The sequence below is a fragment of the Pseudomonas sp. UBA6315 genome, assembly GCF_002438125.1.
GTDB classification, from domain to species: Bacteria; Pseudomonadota; Gammaproteobacteria; order Pseudomonadales; family Pseudomonadaceae; genus Aquipseudomonas; species Aquipseudomonas faucium.
Genome location: NZ_DJTF01000164.1, coordinates 1 through 20,711 on the forward strand (window position 1 = coordinate 1; position 20,711 = coordinate 20,711).

The 20,711-nt window shown below is 67.6% G+C and carries 16 protein-coding genes and 2 pseudogenes; 11 read left to right on the forward strand and 7 right to left on the reverse strand.

Annotated elements, in window-relative coordinates:
* The 3 genes and pseudogenes from B3E94_RS18800 to B3E94_RS18810 form a co-directional block, all read right to left on the reverse strand.
* A partial coding sequence (locus B3E94_RS18800; protein ID WP_286914648.1) for an aldo/keto reductase occupies nt 1–422 on the reverse strand: 422 nt, incomplete at its 3' end.
* A gap of 72 nt (nt 423–494) precedes the next feature.
* Nucleotides 495–2,015 (reverse strand): annotated as a pseudogene (locus B3E94_RS18805) (FAD-dependent oxidoreductase).
* Between the two features lie 104 nt (nt 2,016–2,119).
* Nucleotides 2,120–3,448: an MFS transporter gene (locus B3E94_RS18810; RefSeq protein WP_286914650.1), complete on the reverse strand. Its 1,329-nt coding sequence runs from the start codon at nt 3,446–3,448 to the stop codon at nt 2,120–2,122.
* 163 nt (nt 3,449–3,611) lie between these two features.
* Here B3E94_RS18810 and B3E94_RS18815 point away from each other — a divergent pair, with 163 nt between their 5' ends.
* Together B3E94_RS18815 and B3E94_RS18820 are read left to right on the forward strand one after the other, a co-directional pair.
* Entirely contained in the window at nt 3,612–4,709 is a 1,098-nt protein-coding gene (locus tag B3E94_RS18815; RefSeq protein ID WP_176511099.1) for a sugar diacid recognition domain-containing protein, read from the forward strand.
* A gap of 112 nt (nt 4,710–4,821) precedes the next feature.
* The gene (locus B3E94_RS18820) at nt 4,822–5,961 is read left to right on the forward strand and encodes a glycerate kinase (RefSeq protein WP_286914651.1); all 1,140 of its coding nucleotides are present in this window, start codon (nt 4,822–4,824) and stop codon (nt 5,959–5,961) included.
* A 1-nt stretch (nt 5,962) separates the two neighbouring features.
* On the opposite strand, the gene B3E94_RS18825 is transcribed toward B3E94_RS18820, so the two are convergent.
* Both B3E94_RS18825 and B3E94_RS18830 read right to left on the reverse strand, forming a co-directional pair.
* Nucleotides 5,963–7,135, reverse strand: coding sequence for an MFS transporter (locus tag B3E94_RS18825; RefSeq protein WP_286914652.1), 1,173 nt, complete (start codon nt 7,133–7,135; stop codon nt 5,963–5,965).
* A gap of 29 nt (nt 7,136–7,164) precedes the next feature.
* On the reverse strand, nt 7,165–8,544 hold the full coding sequence (locus B3E94_RS18830) for a 3-deoxy-7-phosphoheptulonate synthase class II (protein WP_286914653.1): 1,380 nt from the start codon (nt 8,542–8,544) through the stop codon (nt 7,165–7,167).
* A 293-nt stretch (nt 8,545–8,837) separates the two neighbouring features.
* Between B3E94_RS18830 and B3E94_RS18835 the strand changes: the two genes are divergently transcribed.
* From B3E94_RS18835 to asnB, 7 genes are read left to right on the forward strand one after another with little or no spacing between them, the layout of a single operon-like run.
* The gene (locus B3E94_RS18835; protein ID WP_286914655.1) at nt 8,838–10,154 is read left to right on the forward strand and encodes a phenylacetate--CoA ligase family protein; all 1,317 of its coding nucleotides are present in this window, start codon (nt 8,838–8,840) and stop codon (nt 10,152–10,154) included.
* Nucleotides 10,151–11,866 (forward strand): prenyltransferase/squalene oxidase repeat-containing protein, encoded by a 1,716-nt coding sequence (locus B3E94_RS18840; RefSeq protein ID WP_286914656.1) that lies wholly within the window; start codon nt 10,151–10,153, stop codon nt 11,864–11,866. Before B3E94_RS18835 ends, B3E94_RS18840 begins: the two co-directional genes overlap by 4 nt.
* 9 nt (nt 11,867–11,875) lie before the next feature.
* Nucleotides 11,876–12,283 carry a hypothetical protein gene (locus B3E94_RS18845; RefSeq protein ID WP_176511106.1) on the forward strand — a complete coding sequence of 136 codons (408 nt, stop codon included), beginning with the start codon at nt 11,876–11,878 and terminating at the stop codon, nt 12,281–12,283.
* Entirely contained in the window at nt 12,280–12,564 is a 285-nt protein-coding gene (locus B3E94_RS18850) for an acyl carrier protein (RefSeq protein WP_176511107.1), read from the forward strand. The genes B3E94_RS18845 and B3E94_RS18850 overlap by 4 nt, the downstream gene beginning before the upstream one ends.
* The gene (locus tag B3E94_RS18855; RefSeq protein WP_286914657.1) at nt 12,561–13,556 is read left to right on the forward strand and encodes an acyl-CoA synthetase; all 996 of its coding nucleotides are present in this window, start codon (nt 12,561–12,563) and stop codon (nt 13,554–13,556) included. Before B3E94_RS18850 ends, B3E94_RS18855 begins: the two co-directional genes overlap by 4 nt.
* Nucleotides 13,543–14,928, forward strand: coding sequence for an amidase (locus B3E94_RS18860; protein ID WP_286914658.1), 1,386 nt, complete (start codon nt 13,543–13,545; stop codon nt 14,926–14,928). The genes B3E94_RS18855 and B3E94_RS18860 overlap by 14 nt, the downstream gene beginning before the upstream one ends.
* Before the next feature lie 10 nt (nt 14,929–14,938).
* The gene (gene asnB, locus B3E94_RS18865) at nt 14,939–16,774 is read left to right on the forward strand and encodes an asparagine synthase (glutamine-hydrolyzing) (RefSeq protein WP_286914660.1); all 1,836 of its coding nucleotides are present in this window, start codon (nt 14,939–14,941) and stop codon (nt 16,772–16,774) included.
* Here the strand turns inward: asnB and B3E94_RS18870 are convergent.
* A complete protein-coding gene (locus B3E94_RS18870) occupies nt 16,763–17,734 on the reverse strand; it encodes a LysR family transcriptional regulator (protein WP_176511111.1) in 972 nt (323 codons plus the stop codon). The two genes, asnB and B3E94_RS18870, sit on opposite strands and share 12 nt — an antisense overlap.
* A 268-nt stretch (nt 17,735–18,002) precedes the next feature.
* Here B3E94_RS18870 and B3E94_RS18875 point away from each other — a divergent pair.
* A pseudogene (locus B3E94_RS18875) lies at nt 18,003–18,608 on the forward strand (SDR family NAD(P)-dependent oxidoreductase); the annotation flags it as partial.
* A 9-nt stretch (nt 18,609–18,617) separates the two neighbouring features.
* A complete protein-coding gene (locus B3E94_RS18880) occupies nt 18,618–19,727 on the forward strand; it encodes an SMP-30/gluconolactonase/LRE family protein (protein ID WP_373874185.1) in 1,110 nt (369 codons plus the stop codon).
* Here B3E94_RS18880 and B3E94_RS18885 read toward each other — a convergent pair.
* Nucleotides 19,717–20,697, reverse strand: coding sequence for a site-specific integrase (locus tag B3E94_RS18885; protein WP_286914662.1), 981 nt, complete (start codon nt 20,695–20,697; stop codon nt 19,717–19,719). The two genes, B3E94_RS18880 and B3E94_RS18885, sit on opposite strands and share 11 nt — an antisense overlap.
* Between the last annotated feature and the right edge of the window lie 14 nt (nt 20,698–20,711).

The following is a 20,711-nucleotide window of genomic DNA, read 5'->3' on the forward strand; positions in this document are numbered from 1 at the left end:
TGCTGCAGCAGGTCGCCGATGGCGCGCACGGTTTCTTCCAGCGGCACCTTGTGGTCTTCGCGGTGCAGGTAATAGATGTCCAGGTAGTCCAAGTGCATGCGCGTGAGGGTGGCGTCGATGCCATTGAAGATGTGCTTGCGCGACAGCCCGCTGCGGTTGGGCAGGCCATCGGTGGGGCCCATGCCGACCTTGGAGGCCACCACCCAGTCCTGGCGATGGCGGGCAACGGCTTCGCCGACGATTTCCTCGGAACGCCCGGCGTTGTACACGTCGGCCGTGTCGATGAAATTGATGCCCTGGTCCCAGGCCTTGTCGATGATCCGCAACGCATCTTCGGTGCTGGTCTGCTCGCCGAACATCATGCTGCCCAGGGTGAGCGCGGAGACTTGCAGGCCACTGTGGCCGAGGGGGCGGTAGATCATGTCGAAGCATCCTGTGCACGGAGGGGAAGGGTACACACAAGCGCGCCCCTTTGAAAGCACAGGCCAGGTGCTTCAGCCGATCAGCTCCAGCGCCTCGGCGCGGCTCAGTGGCCGCTTCATCCGTTGCGACAACAACGCCATGGCGTCCGAGTAGCCTTTGGCGATCACCGCTGCGACTTGCTCCCCCACGCATTGCAGGGCAATGAAATCGCCGTGTTCCGGCTCCCCGACGAACACCATCTCGTCCCACTGCTGGGCATGGCCCAGCACTTCATAGGTGCGCCCGTGCTGGTAGGTCCAGAAGAACGGCACATCGGCCTAGCGGCGCTGCTCGCCGAGCATGTTGGCGGCGGCGATCACCCCGTGCTGTTGCGCCAGGCGCCAGTGCTCGATGCGCACCGGCTGGCCGGCCAGCGGGAAGCGGGCGATGTCGCCGGCCGCCCACAAGCCCTCGGCGGCGCGCAGCTCGGCATCCACCTGCACGGCGCCATCGCGGTGCAGCGCCAGGCCTTGCACGAAGGCAGTGGCCGGCTTGACCCCGGTGCCCAGCAGCACCAGCCGGGTGCGCAGCGTTTCGCCGTTGGCCAGCTCCACCGCATCTACCTGCCCCGAGCCACTGAACCGGGTGACCTCGGTCGGCCCATGGAACACCACGCCCTTGCGCTCGTGCAGTTCGCGAAGCGCGCGGCCGATGCGCTCGCCCAGCTGCTTGGCCAGCGGCACCGGATGGCGGCTGACCACATGCACCTGCGCGCCATACTTGCGCAGTGCCGAGGCCGCCTCCAGGCCAATGAAGCCATCGCCGACGATCACCACCGGCTGGCCCGGCTCGGCGGCATCGAGCAGGCGCGCGGCGTCCTCTCGCGAGCGCAAGGTCATCACCCCGGCCAGGTCGGCACCGGGCACATCCGGGCGGGTGGGCTTGCCGCCGGTGGCCAGCAGCGCGGCGTCGTAGTCCAGGTGCTGGCCGTCGGCCAGGGTGATCTGGCGTTTGTTCACATCCAGCGTGCGCACCTTGCCCAGGCGCCGCTGCAGCTGGCCCTGGCGCAACTGGTCGGCCTCCAGCAACGCCGGCACTTCATCGGCGGGCATTTCTCCACCGATGACGAATTTGCTCAAGGCGGTGCGGTCGTAGGCGGGCCGGCGCTCCTTGTCGAGCCAGATCAGCTTGCCGGCAAAGCCGTGGGCCAGCAGCGTGGCGACTGCCGCGGCCCCGGCGGCCCCGGCGCCGATCACGACGAAACAGCGGGCATCGCTGTGGCGCGGCGCGGTGGCGCGTGGCAACGGCTGGTCATCGACCCAGACCTGGCCATCCTTGACCCACGCCTTGTAGCGGCGCAGGTCGGCCAGCGCCGGCGGCTCGCAAACGACGCCTTCGTCGACGGCGAACGCGGCCTTGTGCCAAGGGCACACCAGCAGGCCATTGCAGACCACGCCTTCCTCCAGCGGGGCACCGGCATGCGGGCAGTCGGCCTGGTAGGCATGCACCTGGTCGCCCTGGCGGATCAGGATCAGTTCTTCGCTGCCGGCCTGCACGCGCAGGGGGCGCTTGGGGTCGAGCTGTTCGAGGCGGGCCACGGCGTGCTGGGTCATGGAGGTTCTCCAAAGGGCTTTGGAACCATTTGACGCCGGGGCAATGGGGGAGATGCGTCGACCTGACGATCGGCGATGGGGCCGCAGCGCGGCCCCGTGTTGCCTCAATGGCTGCGCGCGGCCTTCAACGCGCCGGCCCGGGTAACCCGCAGGGCCACCAGGCTACCCACCACGATCAAGGCCGCCAGCGAATACAGCGCGGCATCGGTCGAGCCGGTCTGGTCCTTGATGAACCCGACCAGGTACGGGCTGAGGAAGCCCGCCATCTGGCCCACCGAGTTGATGATCGCCAGGCCCGCCACCGCCGCACTGGCGCTGAGCAGCGCCGTGGGCATCGGCCAGAACATCGGCAGGCCGGTGAGGGCGCCCATGGTGGCGATCGACAGGCCGAGAATGGCGATGGCCGGGTTGGCCGCGAAGTTCACCGCGATCAGCAGGCCCAGCGCGCCCATCAGCATCGGCACCACCAGGTGCCAGCGCCGCTCGTTGCGCAGGTCCGCCGAGCGCCCGCAGAGAATCATGAACACCCCGGCCAGCAGGTAGGGGATGGCGCTCAGCCAGCCGATCAGCAGCGGGTTGTCGAAGCCCATGCTCTTGATGATCGAGGGCAGCCAGAAGTTGATCGCGTACACACCGCTCTGGATGCAGAAGTAGACGAAACCGAAGGTCCAGATCAGTGGGTTGGTGAGCACCGCCAGCACGCTGTCGCCGGTGGTGTTGGGCTTGCTGGCGGCGTCGGCCTCGAGGTCGGCGGCGATCAGCTGGCGTTCGGCCGGGCTCAGCCAGGCGGCTTTCTGGTAACCATCACTGAGCAAGCGGATGGCCAGCACCCCCAGCAGCACGGTCGGCAGCCCCTGGATCAGGAACATCCACTGCCAGCCGGCCAGGCCGTGCTGGCCTGCGGCGAAGTGCTCGAGGATCCAGCCGGAGAACGGCCCGCCGAGCAGGCCCGACACCGGGATCGCCGACATGAACAGGGCCATGATGCGGCCACGGCGGTCGGCCGGGAACCAGCGCGAGAGGTACAGCACCACGCCCGGGAAGAAGCCGGCTTCGGCCGCGCCGGTCAACAGGCGCAGGGTGTAGAACTCGGTGGGTGTGGTGACGAACAGCAGGCAGGTGGACAAGCTGCCCCAGGCGATCATCATCGCCGCGATCCAGCGCCGCGGGCCGAAGCGGTTGAGCGCCAGGTTGCTGGGCAGGCCGCAGAGCACGTAGCCGATGAAGAAGATGCCGGCGCCAAGGCCGTAGACGGTTTCGCTGAACTTCAATGCATCGAGCATCTGCAGCTTGGCGAAGCCGACGTTGACGCGGTCCAGGTAGTTGAACAGGTAGCAGATGAAAATGAACGGAATCAAGCGCAGGGTGATGCGCCGGTAGAGCGCATTGCGGGTGCTTTCGGTGCCTTGGTCAGGGGCAGGGCTGTGTGCCATGATCGTGATCTCTGTTGTTATGGTTGTCGCCGCGTCGCCTGTGCCGGCGCTCGCCCTGACGAGTCTCGGGGAGTGCGACGCGCCTGTCTTTGTGCTTTTGCACAGCGTATCGTGCGGGCCGCTGTGCCTGAGTACAAAACCTAACACCCCTAAGGATCGCGCAATGTTCGAACTGGACCATGACCTGGCGCAGGATATCGTCAATCGGGCGATGGCCATTCTGCCGTGCAACGTCAATGTCATGGACAGCCAGGGGCTGATCCTGGGCAGTGGCGAGCCCGAGCGCATCAACACCCGCCACGAAGGCGCGCAACTGGTGTTGGCCAATGGGCGCATCGTCGAGCTCGATGTGGAGGCGGCCAAGTGCCTCAAAGGCGTGCAGCCTGGGGTCAACCTGCCGTTGATGCTCGACGGCCGGCTGATCGGCGTGCTCGGCCTGACCGGCGACCCGCAGCAGCTGCGCACCTACGGCGAGCTGGTGCGCATGACCGCCGAAATGCTCCTGGCCCAGCGCCACCTGCAGGTGGAGCAGCAATGGCGGCGCCAGCGCTGCGATGACCTGCTGGCCCTGTTGCTTGGCGGCAGCGGTGATTCGCCACGCCTGCTCGACGAGGCCCAGCAACTGGGGCTCAAGCCGCAACTGCCACGGGTGCCGTGCCTGTTCGAGCTGCGCGGCGGGCCACCCAGCGAAACCCTGGCGGCCTGGCTCATGAACCGCTACCCGGACAGCTGGTGCGTGAGCCCGGCGCGCGATTCGCTGCTGTGGTGCCGCCCGGCCGGGCCGCTGCTGGACGAAGACAAGCTGGTCGAACGCCTGCTGCGCGGCGGCTGGGAGGTGCAGCGCATGGCCATGGGCAGCCCGGCGCAGAGCCTGGAGCAACTGCGCCGCGGCTATCGGCGCGTGCGCGACCTGCTGGCCTACGGGCGCGAAGTGCTGCCCGGCCAGCAGTTGCTGAGCCTGGCGCGCTACCGCCTGCCAGCCTTGCTCTGGCGCCATCGCAATGAAGATGCGCTGGACGAGCTGCTCGAGCCGCTGCAGCGCATCCGCGCCAAGGACGCCAGCGGCCAGTTGCTCGCGACCTTGCGCGCCTGGTGCGCCCACGATGGCCAGAGCCAGGCCTGCGCCGATGCCCTGGGCATCCACCGCAACAGCCTGCGCTACCGCCTGGAACGCATCGCCGAGGTGGGCGAAGTCGACCCGCTGCGCCTGGAAGGCATGTTGAGCCTGTACCTGGGCCTGCAGCTGCTGCCGGCGGGCTAGAGCGCAGGCAATGGCATTTGCCCAAACAACCGGCTGGGCATTTTGTGCATTCGACCGAGGCCGTCACGGCGGGTAGCTGTCAGCATGCCGCTATCTGTACAGGAGAAGCTTCATGAAGATCGTCATCGCCCCCGACTCGTTCAAGGACAGCCTCGATGCCGCCGGTGTCGCCCACGCCATCGCCACTGGCCTGGCCGAGGCCCTGCCCGAGGCCGAACTGGTCGAGTGCCCGATGGCCGACGGCGGTGAAGGCACCATGGAGGCCATCCTCGCCGCCAGCCATGGCCAATTGCGCCGGCAGACCGTGCGCGGCCCGCTGGGCCAGCAGGTGGAAGCCGGCTGGGGCTGGCTGCCGGACAGCCGCACGGCGATCATCGAAATGGCCCAGGCCAGCGGCATCCAGCTGGTGCCGAGCGCGCAGCGCGATGCCTGCCGCAGCAGCACCTGGGGCACTGGCGAGTTGATGGCTGCGGCCTTGGCGACCGGCGCCCGGCGCATCGTTTTGGCCATTGGCGGCAGCGCCACCAACGATGGCGGCAGTGGCATGCTGCGGGCCCTGGGCCTGCGCTTGCTGGATGCCGACGGCCAAGCGCTGGAAGAGGGCGGCCTGGCCTTGGCGCGCCTGGCGCGCATCGACGCCAGCGACCTTGACCCGCGCCTGGCCGAGGTGCAGGTCGAAGTGGCCGCCGATGTCGACAACCCGCTGTGCGGCCCCAACGGCGCCTCGGCGATCTTCGGCCCGCAGAAGGGCGCAACCCCTGAACAGGTGCAGGCGCTGGACCAGGCCCTGGGCCATTTCGCCGACCATTGCGCGCAGTTGCTGGGCGAGGACGTGCGCGAGGCCCCGGGCTGCGGCGCAGCAGGCGGCATGGGCTTTGCCGCCAAAGCCTTCATGGGCGCGCAGTTCCGCCCCGGTGTGGAGGTGGTGGCCGAACTGGCCGGGCTCGATGCCCTGGTGCAAGGCGCGGACCTGGTGATTACCGGCGAAGGGCGTTTCGATGCCCAGACCCTGCGCGGCAAGACGCCCATGGGCGTGGCGCGGGTCGCCAAGCGCCATGGCGTGCCGGTGGTGGTGCTGGCAGGAACCTTGGGCGAGGGCTACCAGCAGCTGTATGCCCATGGCATCGATGCCGCTTTTGCCCTGGCCAGCGGGCCGATGAGCCTGGAGCAGGCGTGCGCCGATGCCGGGCCGTTGCTCAAGGCGCGGGCCAGCGATATCGCCCGGCTGTGGCGCTGCGCCCTGCAGCGCTGAGTCACGACGTGGCAGGTGCTTGCAGCGACCGCGCCGCCGCGGCCTGGCGGCTGAGCAACAACAACGCCAGCAGCGCCGCCGCGGCGCCTGCCAGCGGCAGGTAGACCAGCCCGACCCATTCGATCAACCAGCCGCCCAGCCCGCCACCCAGCGCCGTGCCCAGGTTGAAGGCCGCGATGCTCAACCCCGAGGCCACCCCGCTGGCCTGTGGTGCCAATTGCCTTGCCAGGGCAAGCAGGCGCAGGGTCGACAGGGTGACGATGGCGAAGAACAGCGCACCGAGCCCGCCCACCAGCAGCACCACCGCCCAGGCCTGTTGCCGCCCCAGGTACAGCAGCCCGAGGTTGCAGGCCAGTAGTATCAGGGCCACTTGAAGGCTTCTATCTATTGCGAAGCGGTCCGCTGCATGGCCGCCCAGCACATTGCCAATCAAGGTGGCGCCGCCGAACATCAGCATCGCCAGGCTCAGCAGGCCGACATCGCCACGGGTGACCTGCAGCAGGAACGGCGACACATACGTCAGGAAGGAAAAGGTCGCCACGCTGACCAGCATGGCAATGGCCGCAGCCGCCAGTAGCGGCCTCGACAGCAGCGTGGCCAGCCGCCCGGCAGGGGGCAGCGCCGGGGCTGCCTGCCTGGGCATCAGCCACCACAGCCCGCACAGCCCGAGCAAGCCCGCCAGGCCCAGGGCAACGAAAATCGCCCGCCACGACCACCAGCTGCCCAGCAGCGTCCCCAGTGGAACCCCCAGCGCCAGTGCCAGCGTCAACCCCAGCCACACCAGCGACAACGCCTTGCCAGCCCGTGAGGCATCGACGCGCTTGACCGCCACATCGGCGGCGACCGCCATGAACACCCCGTGGGCCAGGCCGATCACGAAGCGGATCAGGTTGGCCAGGGGCAGTTGTTCGACCCAGGCGAAGGCAAGGCTGCCCAGCGCCAGCACGGCCAAGGTCAGCAGCAGCACGTTGCGCTCACGCCAGCCGAGCAGCAACGCCGTCAGCAATGGCGCGCCGATGGCGGCGCCCAGCGCATAGGCGGCAATGGCAGAACCCACGGCGGTGCTGGAGGTGGCGAAGTCTTCGGCCATGGCCGACACCAGGCCGGCCACGACGAACTCCGACAAGCCGAAGGCGAAGGTACACAGGGAAAACACATAGATCACGATTGGCATGGCGGTACGGCTTCTATAGCGGGTTGGCGTCAAAGGGCTTGCTGCCAGGCAGCGGCATCGAGGCTGACGCGCACCGCCAGCTCCAGTGCCTGGTCACGGTTCAGGCGCGGGTCGACCTGGCTCAGGTAACGCCAGCCCAGGTCGGCCGGCTGCAGCCCTGCGGCGCCGCCCAGGCATTCGCTGACGTCATCGCCGCTGGCCTCCAGGTGCAGGCCGCCGAGGGTGGAGCCGTGGCGGGCGTGCACGGCGAAGGCGGCGGCGATTTCCCCGAGGATGTCGTCGAAGGCGCGAGTCTTGGTGCCGCAGGGCAGGCTGCGGGTGTTGCCGTGCATGGGGTCGCACAGCCACAGCACCTTGGCGCCGTCGGCGTTGACCGCATCGATCAGCGGCCCCAGGCGCGCCTGCAGTTGCGCTGCGCCCATGCGGTGGATCAGGGTCAGGCGCCCGGGTTCGTTGTCTGGGTTGAGCCGTTCGAGCAACTGGCGCAGCTGAGCGGGGTCGGTATCGACGCCGACTTTTACCGCCAAGGGGTTGGCCAGCCCGCGCAGGTACTCGACATGGGCGCCACTGGGCTGGGCCGTGCGCATGCCGATCCACGGCCAGTGCGTGGCCAGGTTGAACCAGCGGCCATCGCTGTGCTGGCGGGTCAGGGCCTGCTCGTATTGCAGCAGCAATGCCTCATGGGAAACCCACATCTCGCGGTGCAGGAACTCGCCGGGTTGCGAGCGGGCCAAGGTGCGCATGAAGCGCAGGGTGTCGTGCACCTGGCCGAGGAACGGGCGCAAGCGCGCGTGATCGGGCGCTTGCTCGAGCCAGCCGAGGGACCAGCGCTCGCTATGCAACAAGTTGTCGATACCGACCTGTTGCAAGGTGTGCAGATGCTCGAGGGTCAAGGCCGAGTGGGCATGCGCCTGCAGCAGGCGTTGCGGGTCGGCGCGCCGGGCAGCGGCGTCGAACGCGTGCTGGTTGACGCTATCACCGCGATACACCGCAAGACTCACCCCCTCACGCTGCTCCCAGTCACTGGAGCGTGGCTTGGCATATTGCCCGGCCAAGCGCCCGACCTGGACCACCGGCAGCTGCAGCCCGTGCATCAGCACCTGGCTCATCTGCTGCAGCAAGGCGACCTGGCGCGTGGTCTGCGCCAGGTCGTTGTGTTCGAAACGCTCGGCGCAGTCGCCCAGTTGCAGCACGAAGCGCCGCCCTTGCTGGGCTTCACCGAGCAGGGCCTTGAGCTGCAGGACGCGCTGGGCGGTGACCAGTGCCGGGCGCTGGCCGAGCGCGGCAAGGGCCTGGTGCAAGGCCTGCGGGTCGTCATAGGTGGGCTGTTGCAGGGCAGGGCAGCTGCGCCATGAATCAAGCGCCCAGGTTGCCTGGGCGTCAGGCGCAGCGGCAGTGGGGGTCAGCATGGGTGTCTCTCCTGAGAGTGTCGTCACTCGGCCTGCCGGGGAGCAGGTGGCGGCGATAGTGCGCAGGGCGGACACAGCTTTGGAAATACAATAAATATCTTTGTCTGATATCTGCCCGTGGGCACGGAGCGAATCGACAACTATTGGTAGGCTTTTCCTACTTAGTAGTCAGAATAAACGGCTGAAACTATCGAATAATACTTTGCAACTATCACCGCTACCCGCAAATAAGTATTTTACTTGGCCCCGCCGCTCGCCAATTCTCAGCGCCACTTTTTCGAGAGGGCGAGTCGATGTTAGTTCACAACGACCAGGATTACGGCGTGCTGAAGGCCGCGCAGGGCGAGCTCCAGCAGCAGGTGGGGCATATTCCCGACGCCGCGTTTTATCAGCGCAAGTTGCAGGCAGCCTGGGCGCGGGCACAACAAAGCGCCCACTACGCACATATCGGTGAATACAGCAGCGCGGCATTCGAGCAATTGCCGCTCACCGCCAAGGCCGTGCTCAAGGCCCAACCGCTCAACTTCTGCACGGTGCAACTTGGCGAGGCAGCCAAGTATTACGCCACCACCGGCACCACCGGCGAGCCGACGCCGACTCCACGGCTCAAGGAAGACATCATCTGGAACGCAGTCAGCGTCGCCAGCCACTGGCGCTCCGTGCTGCGCCCGGGGGCACGGGTGGCCAACCTGATGCCGTCGGATATCGTCCCGGTGGGCGACTTGATCGCCAACGTCTGCGAATACCTGGATGTGTCGCACGTGCGGCTGTACCCGTTCACCACGGGTATCACCGACTGGGAGCGGGTGTGCACCACCTTTGCGACCTACAAGCCGAGCGTGATGTTCATCGCCCCCGGCGTGCTGGTGCAGCTGACCCGCTACCTGAAACAGCGCGAGCTGCTGCACAGCTTCGCCGAGTCGGTGCGCGCGATCATGCTGCTGGGCGAGGTCAACACACAGCCGTTTCGCCAGCGGCTGGCCCGCTGGTGGCAGTGCGAGGTGTTCGACGCCAGCTACGGCAGTACCGAAACCGGCACCTTGGCGGCCGTAGGTGATGACCAGCAGATGCGCCTGGCCACCGCCACCAACTACTTCGAACTGCTGTTGCCCGATGGCAGGCTGGTAACCCCGGCGCAAGGCCTGACCGGCCGCCTGGTGGTGACGCCCTTGAACCTGTACGCGCGCCCGCTGCTGCGCCTGGACACCGGCGACAGCGTGACCATCACCGCCCCTTGGGAACCTGGCCGGGCCAGCCCGAGCGTGCTGATCAATGGCCGCGACAGCGACAGCGTCGTGGTGGGCGGCGTGGGCCTTGAGATCCGCGCGGTCGAGGAGGTGGTCTACGGCACCTGCGATGCCACCGGTTACGTCATCGAAGTCGACCGCCAAAGCGACAGTGCCGCGCTGATCCTGGAGCGCGACGTGACCTGGGACAGTACCCAGGAAGCGCAACTGCAGGCGCAACTGCTCGAGCGCAGCGAACGGCACATGGGCCTGCGCTGGAGCCGGGTGTTGTTCGTCAACAACCTCTCGGCGCTGAACAAGAGCGGCGCCTCGCAAAAGAGCTGGAAGAAGACCAACCTGCGTTTTGTCGGAGGCCAGCCGTGAGCGCGCCGCAGTTTCCCCAGGGGCAGGGCCTGGGCAATGGCCAGCCAGACTTGTGGTGCACCTATGCCGCGATCCGCACCCTGGCCTGGGTCGAGCGCCTGGAGCAGGTCGATACCCCGGCGTTGCAGGCTTATATCCAGTCCCGGCGCAACCGCGATGGCGGTTTCGCCTGGAGCAAGGGCATGCCTTCGGACGCCTGGGCAACCTTCTACTGCACCGAAACGCTCAAGGACCTGGGCATCGCGCTCGACCGGCGCGACGAAACCGCCGCCTGGCTGCACACCTTGTTCGACGGCGATGCCTACGCCATGTGCCCCGGCCAGACTGCCGACGTGTGGGCCAGCCACTATGCGCTGCGCACCTTGATCGAGGTGTGCCAGGGCCAGGTGCAGGACAGCGCGCCGCTGTACGCCTGGCTTGAAGGCCTGCAATGCGCCAATGGCGGCCTGAGCTGGTCTGCCGACTTCGCCCAGCGCAACCTGGCCGATACCCGCGCCTGCTTCTATGGCGTGATGGCGGCGCGCGCCCTGGAACGCCAGGGGTTGCCAGCACCTCGCTGGGACGTGCCGCGGCTGGTCGGCTGGTTGCAGGCGCAGCAAATGGATGGCGGCGGCTTCCGCTTCAGCGAAGCGGCGGATGTGCCGTGCCTGTGGGCGACCTACCGCGCCACGGCCAGCCTCGCGGCATTGCAGGCGCAGCCGTTGCGCCGCCAGCACTGCAGCGACTGGATCGAAGGCCTGCGCGGGCCAGGCGGCGCCTTCGTGCGCTGGGATGGCTATGACGGTGAAGATGTCTGGGCCGCCTTTTGCGCCGTGGGTTCGCTCAAGGCCCTGGGTGAGCCGGTCGCGCACCTGGCAGGCGAGGTGGCCGCGTTCATTGCCACGTTGGCCATGCCCCAGGGTGGCTTCACCTATCGCCAGGCCGGCTCCGCTGCCGATGTACTCACCACCGCCGCTGCGCTGCTCGGCGCTGGCCTTGCCCCGGCGCAGGGCCAAGCTGCACTGCGCTGGATCGAAGGCTGCCAGATGCCCAACGAACCGGGCGTGATGTACATGCCCGGGCGCGGCGCCGAAGTGCGTTGCACCAATTGGGCCTTGGCCGCCGGTGCCTTCAGCGGCCAACCAGGCCCACGCCAGGCGATCGGCCAGTGGCTGGCGGCGCTGCAGAACCCGGATGGCGGCTTCGGCTTCTGGGAAGGGCGCGGCTCGGACATGGTGTCCACCGCATCGGCCGTGTCGATCGTGCGCCAGCTGGGCGGCGAGTGCGGCGTGAGCCTAACCGCCATCGAGCGCTACGTCGCCAGCTGCCGCCAGGCCCAGGGCTACGCCTCGTTCCCGCGCGGTGAAACGTCGCTGCGTGCCGGGCTGCAGGCCTTGAGCTGCCTGGCCTACATCGGCCACGACGTGGCCCGGCAGGCCACCGAGCTGCTGGCCGCGCACAAGGTGCGCCAGGGCGGCTTCGCCAACCAGGGGCAGCGCATCCCCGACCTGCTCAGCACTTACCAGGCGGTAGCGCTGGCCGCCGACCTCGGTCTGCCGGCAGACCTGCCACACCTGCGTTTCTTCCTCGAAAAAGTGCGCAGCGCCGCCGGCCACGCCTGGTCGCCGCTGTTCCTGCAAGGGGTCGATCCGCTGTCCAGCTGCCTGGGCCGCCTGCTCGAGGCCTTCGCCGAAGGCCAGCGCCAACACCTGCCCAGCCTGCAGTTATCGTAAGGAGCCGCCATGCCCACCCTCAGTGTTTCCTGCGCGCCGCTGCCACCGCTGGAGCGCAAGCGCCTGGCCCTGGCCTTTACCCGCCAGCTCAAGCAGCTGGGCGCCGAAACCGCCCACTGCATGGTGTTTTTCCACCCCTTGGCCGCGGACTGCGTGTTCAGCGCGGGCATGCCGATGCCCATCAGCGACCGCGAAGGCGCACCTGCGCAGTTCCATGTGCGCATCACCTTGTCGGCCGCACGTGACCGCCTGGCGCACCAGGCACTTGCCGAAGGCCTGCACGGCTGCCTGCGCACGCACTACCCGAACGCCTTCATCTACCTGCATTTCGACCCGATTCTGCCCGAGCACGTGTTCTTCAGTGCCGGTGCGCAATTGACCAACGCTGCCCAACAACAAGGAAACACCGGCCCGTGAACGACCTCAGCATTGCACAGCGTATTCGCCACACCCTCGGCCAACTGCTTGGCGAGCAGGTACAGGCCATCGGCCCGCGCGACAGCTTTCGCGACTTTCTCGGCGAGCGCTTCGACAGCCTCATGGCCGTTGAAGTGATCACCGCCATCGAAGGGGCCTTCGACATCGAAGTGGACTACCTGAGCGACGACGTGCGCTTCTGGTTCGAAACCCTGGCCAAGATGGAGCAGTTCGTCGCCCAGAAGCTCGAAGACCAACTGACCCTGCAAGGTGCCCCGTGAGCGCCGAGCAACTGTTCACCACCTCCGGCTCCACCGGCGCGCCGCGTCAGTGGCTGCGTAGCGTGGCGCAGATGGAGTGCGAGGCGGCGCTGATACTCGGCCGCTTTGCACCCGAGGCGCGGGAGATTCTGGCGTTTGCGCCGGCCAGCCACAGCTACGGCAAGATCCTTGGCGAAGTCGGTGCGCGGGTGATGAACGCGCGGCTGCAAAGCTGCTCGCTGGAGCAGCAGCGGCTCCCCCAGCTCGACGGCGAAGGCACCTGCGTGATTCTCGCCATTGCCAGCACCTGGCGCCTGTTGCCGGCGTTGCTGGCAAGGCTGGCGCCGCGCCGCCCGGTGCTGGTGGTGCACAGCGCCTCGCTGCTGCCGCCTGGGGCCTTGGCCACGGTGCAGCGCCATGCCGGGCCCCAGGTGCGTTTCGTCGAACTGCTGGGCTCCACGGAAACCGGCGCCATGGCCTACCGCGAGCTGGATGCCCACAGCAGCGCCGAGCAAGCCTGGACGCTGCTCGACGATGTCCGCCTGCTGAGCCCCCCAGGGCAGCCTTGCGCCCTGGAAGTCGCAAGCCCGCGCATCGCCCGTGAAGCAGGCCAGCCCAGCGCGCCGGCCAGCCACCGCTGCGATGACCAGGTGCAGGTGCTGGACGCGCGCCGCTTCCAGTGGCTGGGCCGGGCCAGCAGCCTGATCAAGGTCAACGGCCTGCGCCTGGACCTGGGGCGCCTGGCCAGCGAGCTCGGCCAGCGCCTGGGCTGCCCGACGCTGGCCTGCGTTGCCGTGCGCGATGCCTTGCGCGGCGAAGCCTTCGAGGTGTTGTTCAGCTCCGCCACGCTGAGCGAGCGCGCAGTGCTGCAGGCCTTCGCCCAATTGCCCCCAGGCCATCCGCACCCGGTCGCGGTACGCCGCGTCGACCACCTGCCTTTATCCGCCACCGGCAAACCCCAGCCGTGGGCGGCCTCAACCGCTGTCAAGGAATACACCCATGACCCACGCTGACACCCAAGCCACCATTGCCAACTACCTGGCCAACTGCGGCGCCGAGCCCGGCGCCGGCCGCGAGCAGCCCGAATACCTGGCGCTGAGCCTGCGCAAGCGCCATGAACTGTTGCAGCGCACCCCGGCCCTGGCGGCCGAGTGGGCGGCGCAATACGCCCAATGGTCGGTGCACGCCGACAGCCACTACCGGTGCCTGACCAGCACCCGCCCGGTCGATGCGCCGTGGTTCCGCCTGGGCGTCAAGGACACCGTGGACGTCGCCGGCCTGCCGACCCGCCTGGGCCTGCGCAGCTACCGCCATTACCCGCAGCGCAGCGCCGAGGCGCTGACCTTCCTCGACCCGCGCATTGCCTTGACCAGCAAGGTGGCCACCACCGAGCTGAACATCGCCTTCGGCGCGGGCTGTCGCAACCCGCATTTCCCCACCATCGACCCGTCGGGCTCGAGCACCGGTTCCGCGGTGTCGGTGGCGGCCGGGCTCTGCGACATCTCCCTGGGCACCGACGTGCTGGGCTCGGTGCGCTGGCCGGCGTCGCACTGCGGCATGGTCGGCCTGCGCATGACCCAGAAGGCTGCGAGCCTGGCCGGGGTGTTCCCGCTGTCGCCGCGCATGGACGCCCTGGGCTGGGTCACCCGCAGCGCCGATGACCTCGACCTGCTGCTGCCATTGCTGGGCCTGGAGCCGCTGCTGGGTGAGCAGCAGCCGCTCAAGCAGCGTTACCGCGTTGCCGTGCTGGAACACGCCCTGGACCCGGCACTGACCAGCCCGGCGATGCTGGCCATGCTCGGCCAGGCCCGCAGTGCCCTGGCAGACCTGGGCATGGCTCCCGGCGAAGTCGCCATGCCCGAGCTCTGGGCCTGCCGTGGCGACGCCTGGCAGCTCTGCGCCCGCGATGCCTGGCTGGCCTCGGCGGCGTGGGCGCGCCGCTTCGATTGCGAGCTGCACTGGTCGACCCTCAGCGCGCTGAAGGTGGGCGAGGGCGTCAGCGACAGCGACTACCAGCGCATCCACCAGCGCATGGACAGCATCCGCGCCGGCATCGATGCCTGGTTCGACGCCGCGCAAGTGGACTTCGTGGTGTTCCCGATGGACCCCAACCGCCCGTTCGACAAACGCAACCCGCAGCCGGGCGACTCGACCATCCCGTCGCCGGCCGATGAAGGCTACTCGCAGAAGATCAGCTTCACCCCGCTGGCCAGCTTCAGCGGCCTGCCGGCCATCACCGTGCCGATCTGCCTGAGTGACGACGGCAAGGCGCCGCTGGCGGTGCAGATCATGGGCCGGCGCGACAGCGAGCGGCAGCTGGTGGACATCGCCAAACGCCTGCAGGCCGTCACCGGCCTGCTGCCAACCCGTCGTCTTCAGGTGTAAGGAGCAGCACATGTGCGGAATCACAGGCTGGGTGGACTACACCCGCGACCTGACCCAGGCCGGCCAGGCGCTCGATGCCATGACCGATACCCTGGCTTTGCGCGGGCCTGACGCCCGCGGCACCTGGCAGCACCGCCACGCCTTGCTGGGCCACCGGCGGCTGGCGATCATCGACCTCAGCGGTGGTGTGCAGCCGATGACTTACCGCTGCGCCAGTGGCGAGCACGTCACCCTGGTCTATACCGGCGAGGTCTATAACCACAATGAACTGCGTGAGCAGCTGCGCAAGGCGGGCCACCAGTTCCATACCCGCAGCGACACCGAGGTGGTGCTGCACGCCTACCTGGAATGGGGCGAGCAGTGCTGCGAGCACTTGACCGGGATGTTCGCCTTCGCCGTGTTCGACGGGCGCGACGGGCACTTTCTGCTGGTGCGCGACCGCCTGGGGGTCAAGCCGCTGTATTACGCCCGGCATCAGCAGGGCGTGCTGTTCGGCTCGGAAATCAAGGCGATCCTGGCTCACCCGGAATTCACCCGCGCCCTGGACGTGGTGGGCCTGGTGGATGCTTTGAGCCTGTCGCGCGGCAGCGTGCGCACGGCGCTGCGCGGGGTCGACGAACTGCCTCCGGGGCATCGCCTGTCCTGGCGCCCCAATGGCCAGCCCAAGCTCAGCCGCTACTGGCAGCTGCAGCGGCGTGAGCACCAGGATGACCTGCAAACCACCGTGCAACGCACCCGCGAGCTGCTGGGCAAGGCCCTGGGCGAGCAGCTGTATGCCGATGTGCCGGTCTGTTCGCTGCTCTCTGGCGGGCTGGACTCCACCGCCCTGACGGCCATGGCGCAACAGCGCCTGGCGGCCACGCAAGGCGGCAAGGTCAATTCGTTCTCGGTGGATTTCGTCGGCCAGGCCGAGCAGTTCCAGAGCGATGCGTTCCGCCCCGAGCGCGACCAGCCCTACGCCCTGGCCGCCGCCGAGCACATCGGCAGCCAGCACCAGACCATCCTCATCGACAACCGCGAGCTGGTGGCCGAGGCGGCCCGCCTGGCGGTGTACCGGGCCAATGACTCGGCGGCCACTTTCGGCGACGTGGACACCTCGCTGTACCTGCTGTTCAAGGCCATCCGTGAGCATTCCACAGTGGCCATCTCCGGCGAGGCGGCGGATGAGGTGTTCGGCGGCTATGCCTGGTTCCGCGACCCGCAGGCCGTGGCGGCGCCGCGTTTCCCGTGGCTGTCGCGCATGCAGTTGCTGCAGCCGCAGCTGATCAACCCCGAGTTCAACCGCCTGTGCGACTTCGCCCAATACCAGGACAGCTGCTACCACCAGGCGCTGGACAGCGTCGAGCACCTGGCCGGCGACAGCCCGCAGGAGCGGCGCATGCGCGAGCTGTGCCACATGCACCTGCAGCGCTGGCTGCCGATCTTGCTCGACCGCAAGGATCGCCTGAGCATGGCGGCCAGCCTGGAAGTGCGGGTGCCGTTCACCGACCATGAACTGGTGGAGTACGTCTACAACGTGCCCTGGGCGATCAAGGGCAAGGGCGGCGAAGAAAAGTGGCTGCTCAAGCAGGCCTGCGCCGACCTGCTGCCGCCGGCGGTGCTGCAGCGGCGCAAGAGCCCGTACCCGACCTCGGCCAACCTGGCCTACGAGCAGTTCCTGCGCGGGCAAGTGCGGCAATTGCTGGGGGAGGCGGGCAGCCCGGTGTTCCAGGTCATCGACCGGGCGCGCCTGGCGGCTGAACTGCAGCAGCCAGAGGGGTATTTCAATTCGCAACTGCGGCGCAACAACCTGGAGACGGCGCTGGCCCTGGCCACCTGGTTGCGCGACTACCGCCTAGCGGTGTAGCTCGGGCCGCTCGCTGCCATCCAGAATCACCGGGTTCTGGATGGTATCGGCGAAGCGCCGTGGCGCCCCCAGGTCGAGCATGGAAATGAAGCTGCCCAGGGCCGGCGAGGCGTTCTGGATGTTCCAGTTCATGTACAGGCCCATGGTCGGCGTGGGCTGGTCCTTGATCGGCCGGATCGGGCGGAACTGCACGCGGTCGCGCAGGGTGGAGTAGGCAATCGACTCCGGCACCAGGGCAACCCCGAAGCCACAGGCCACCAGGCCGATGAGGGTGTGGATCTGCGCCGCTTCCTGGACCACCTTGGGGTAGAAACCGGCCGATTCGCACAGGGCGATGAGCTGGCTGTGGTAGCCGCTGCCCAGTGCTTGCGGGGTGAACACGAAGTCTTCTTCGGCGAAATCGCGCAGGTCGACCATGCTGTGGTTGGCCTTGGGATGGCTGCTGGGCAGGGCCATGACGATCTGCTCGTTGAGCAGCAGGCGCGATTCGATGGTGTCCGGCGGCATGGGCAGCTTGCGCATGAAGCCGATGTCCGCCTCGCCCGCCATCAATGCCTTGGCCTGGGACGCCGACGGCATTTCGCGGATGGTTAGCCGCACGTTCGGGTAGATTTCGCGGAATTTCTTCAGGGTATTGAGCAGCGACTCGTAGTAGGCGATGGAAATGGCGGTGATGGTCAGCTTGCCGCAGATGCCCTCGGAGACGTTGCGCGCGTACTCGATGCCTTGCTCGAGCTCCTTGAGCGTGCGGTAGGCGGTTTCCAGGAACGCCATGCCGGCCGCGGTCAGCTTGACCCCACGTTTGTTGCGCAGGAACAGGCTGAAGCCCAGCTTCTCTTCGAGTCGGTTGATCGCCTGGCTCAGGGGTGGCTGCGCCATGTGCAGGCGAATGGCTGCCTTGTGAAAGTGCAGCTCCTCGGCCACGGCAATGAACTGCCTGAGCAAACGTGTCTCGATCATTCTACGTTCCTTCATCGAGTCGAACGGGGGCCTGGAAGGCGAACCCCTGCGGCCGACCCTGCAAGGCGGCCATGATAGTGCGTGGCATCGCGGCGACAAAGCCTCTGCGGTAAACGGTGGTTGTAGGGCAATCACGGTACTGGCCGAGGTACGGCGGCAGGCGAGGGCAGACGTGATATCCCGGAGATATCAAAGTTGCATGCTTTTAATATTAAGTCATTGATTTTTTTATTGTTATCGTAAAAAGGAGAATCGGAAGAGCAGCACAATGCCAAGCACAGACCCTTTCAAGAACAAAGTTGCCATTGTCACCGGTGCTGCCCAGGGCCTTGGCCTGGATTATGCGGCGGCCCTGGCCGCACGCGGTGCCCGGGTGGTCATCAGTGACCTGGGCACCGATCGCTCCGGCGAAGGCCAGGATCCGGCGGCGGTCAGCGTGGCCCTGCAAACCCTGCAGGCCAAGGGCCATGAAGTGATCGCCCACGTCGGCCACCTGGAAAACGAAGACGAGTGCCAGCAGCTGGTGGAGCTTGCCGTCAGCCACTTCGGCGCGCTGGACATCCTCATCCACAACGCCGGCTGGGTCGACTACCAGGGCATCGAAACCCAGGAGCAGGCGTTTCTCGAACGTGCCCTGGGCATCAGCGTGCACGCCCCGGTGTGGCTGGCCAAGCATGCCTGGAAGCACCTCAAGGCGTCCGCGGCGCCGCGCATCGTGCTCACCACCTCCGACCGCGCCATGTACCAGCGTTACGCGCAGCCTGGGCTGGTGGCCTATTCGGCGGGCAAGATGGCCCAGGTGGGTATCATGAATGCCCTGAGCATGGAGGGCCTGGCCCACGGCATCCTGGTCAACGCGATTTCGCCGGTGGCCAAGACCCGCATGTGGGGTGTGACCCTGCCGCCTGAAGAGCTCAAGCCCGAGTGGGTCACCCCGGGGGTGCTGTACCTGGCCAGCGAACTGTGCCGCGACACCGGTTACATCCTGCGTGCCAGCAACGGCCAGTTCACCGCCACCCGTTTCAGCGAGAACAGCGGCGTGAGCTACCCGCGCGACCTGGCGCGGGTCGAAGCCTCGAGCCTGGCCGAGGTGGCCGAGCGCTGGAGCAGCATCAAGGAATGCCATTACCTGCCGTACAAGGTCGCCAACACCCGCACCGACCTGGGCGAGAGCCCGGTGTGGGATGCCCGCAGCGGCGCCCTGTATTTCGTCGACATCACCGGCGGGCGCATCCATCGCCTGCAGCCGGAAGGCGAAATCGAGGTGCTGTACGAGTCTGCCGCGCGCATCGGCGCCCTGGCGCTGACCGACCAGGGCAACCTGATCTTCACCGAAGACGCCAGCGTCGCCATCCTCGATGTGATGCCGGGCAAGGTGCGCCAGTACTCGGCCTCGGTGCATCACCGCTCCAGCTACCGCTTCAACGATGGCGCCTGCGACCCCCAGGGGCGTTTCGTCACCGGCCTGATGGACGAGGGGCCAAGCGGCAAGACCGGTGCGTTGTTCCGTTTCGACGCCGAGCTGCACGATGAAGTGATCCATGATGGCCTGGCCTTGCCCAACGGCCTGACCTGGTCCGAGGATGGCAAGACCGTGTTCTTCGTCGATTCGGTCAGCCGCTCGATCTACCGCGCCGAGTACCTGGAAGAGGGCCGCCTGGAACAGGTCACGCTGTTCGCCGAGACCCCGGCCGAACTGGGCCGCCCTGATGGCATCGCGCTGGACCGTGAAGGTGGCTTGTGGGTGTGCCAGTTCAATGGCAGCTGCCTGTTGCGTTACGACCGCAACGGCCACCTCACCGACCAGGTGGTGATGCCCGTGCCGCGCCCGACCAGTTGCTGCTTCGGTGGCCCGGCCCTGGACACGCTGTACATCACCACCGCGCGCGTTGGCATGTCGCCGGCCGAGCTGCGGCACTACCCGGATGCCGGCGACCTCTACGCCATTCGCCCGGAAATCGGCGGCATTGAGCGCTTCGCCTTCAAGGAATGAGCTGTTGCGCGGGGCTGGCCGGTAGCACGGCCAGCTCGCCGAAGCGTTGCGCCGAGTCGATGTAGCGCAGCGCCGACTTGGCATCCTTCCAGCCCACATAGCTCATCAGCGACTTCAATTCCCAGCCGTTGGCCGTGGCCCAGGTGGCAAAGCCGCGGCGCAGGGAGTGGCCGGTATACAGCGCCGCCGGCACTCCGGCGCGTTCGAGCATGCGCCGCAGCAGGCCGACCAGGCTGTTGCTGTTGAGCGCGGCTTCACTCAGGTTGCCCCAGCGGTCGAGCTTGCGAAACACCGGGCCGTGGGCGATGCCGGCCACTTCGATCCACTGCAGGTAGGCGCTGACCGGGCACAGTGCCTTGAGCGCCGGCGTGCGGTGCTGTACGCCCAGCGCCTCGCGGTCGCCCTTGCTGCGCGGCAGGAACAGGGTGATGCCGACACCCGCTTCGGCCTGGATGTGCTCCACGCGCAGGCGCGCCAGTTCGTCTCCCCGAAAACCCCGCCAGAAGCCCAGCAGCAGCAAGGCCGCATCGCGCCGGGCGCGGCGCAGGGCGGGCAAGTCGTGCTGCTCGCGGGCCTGGCGCGCCTCTTCTTCGAAGCGTGCCACGGCGCTTTGCAGGTGCTGCAACAGCAGTGGCGCGGCCTGTTTGGGCGGGGTGGGGTGCAGGGTGCGGATGCCCCGCAGGACCTGGCGCACCAAGGGGGCCTTGGTCGGGTCGGGGAAGCCTTGGCTGATGTGCCACTGGCTGATCGCCGCCAGGCGTTGGCGCAACGTGCTGACTGCGTGCTGTTCGGCATGATCAGCCAGGTAGCGGGCGATGCTCTCGGCGGTGGCCGGCAGAAAGCCGCCCCAGTGCGCCTCGAAATGCTCGATGGCGGCCTGGTAGCTGCGCCGGGTGTTGTCACGGGTGGCAGCGCGGACGTAGCGCTCGATGTCGGTCATGGTGCTGGTGTCGGTGTGTGGTGGCGACACCTTAAACCCTGCAG